The organism is Halomonas sp. ND22Bw, assembly GCF_003011945.1.
In the GTDB taxonomy this organism is placed as follows: domain Bacteria; phylum Pseudomonadota; class Gammaproteobacteria; order Pseudomonadales; family Halomonadaceae; genus Halomonas; species Halomonas halophila.
The window spans coordinates 1-263 of sequence record NZ_PXWD01001092.1; the positions used below are offsets into that span (position 1 = coordinate 1).

The 263-nt window shown below is 69.2% G+C and carries 1 protein-coding gene; it reads right to left on the reverse strand.

Annotated features, from left to right (window positions below; translation table 11 throughout):
* A partial coding sequence (locus tag CVH10_RS21560; RefSeq protein WP_219924969.1) for an NlpC/P60 family protein occupies positions 1-263 on the reverse strand: 263 nt, incomplete at both ends.

Genomic DNA, 263 nt, shown 5'->3' on the forward strand with positions numbered 1-263 from the left:
CGCGTTGCACCACGTAGCGCACGAGTCCACTGCAATCGAAGCCGCTATCGGGTGTGTTGCCGCCGTAGCGGTACGGCGTGCCTACCAAGGCCATCGCCTCGATGGAGATTTCCTCCAGGCCGGCACTCGGGTCCTGGATAGGCGCGCCGCGCGTGCGCAACCCCATGTCGCGCGAGGCGGTGGGGCGGGAGGGCGTCGACGAACAGGCAGAGAGCAGGCACGTCAGCGCCAGCAGGGCGGCGCCCGCCAGTCGCAGATTGCCT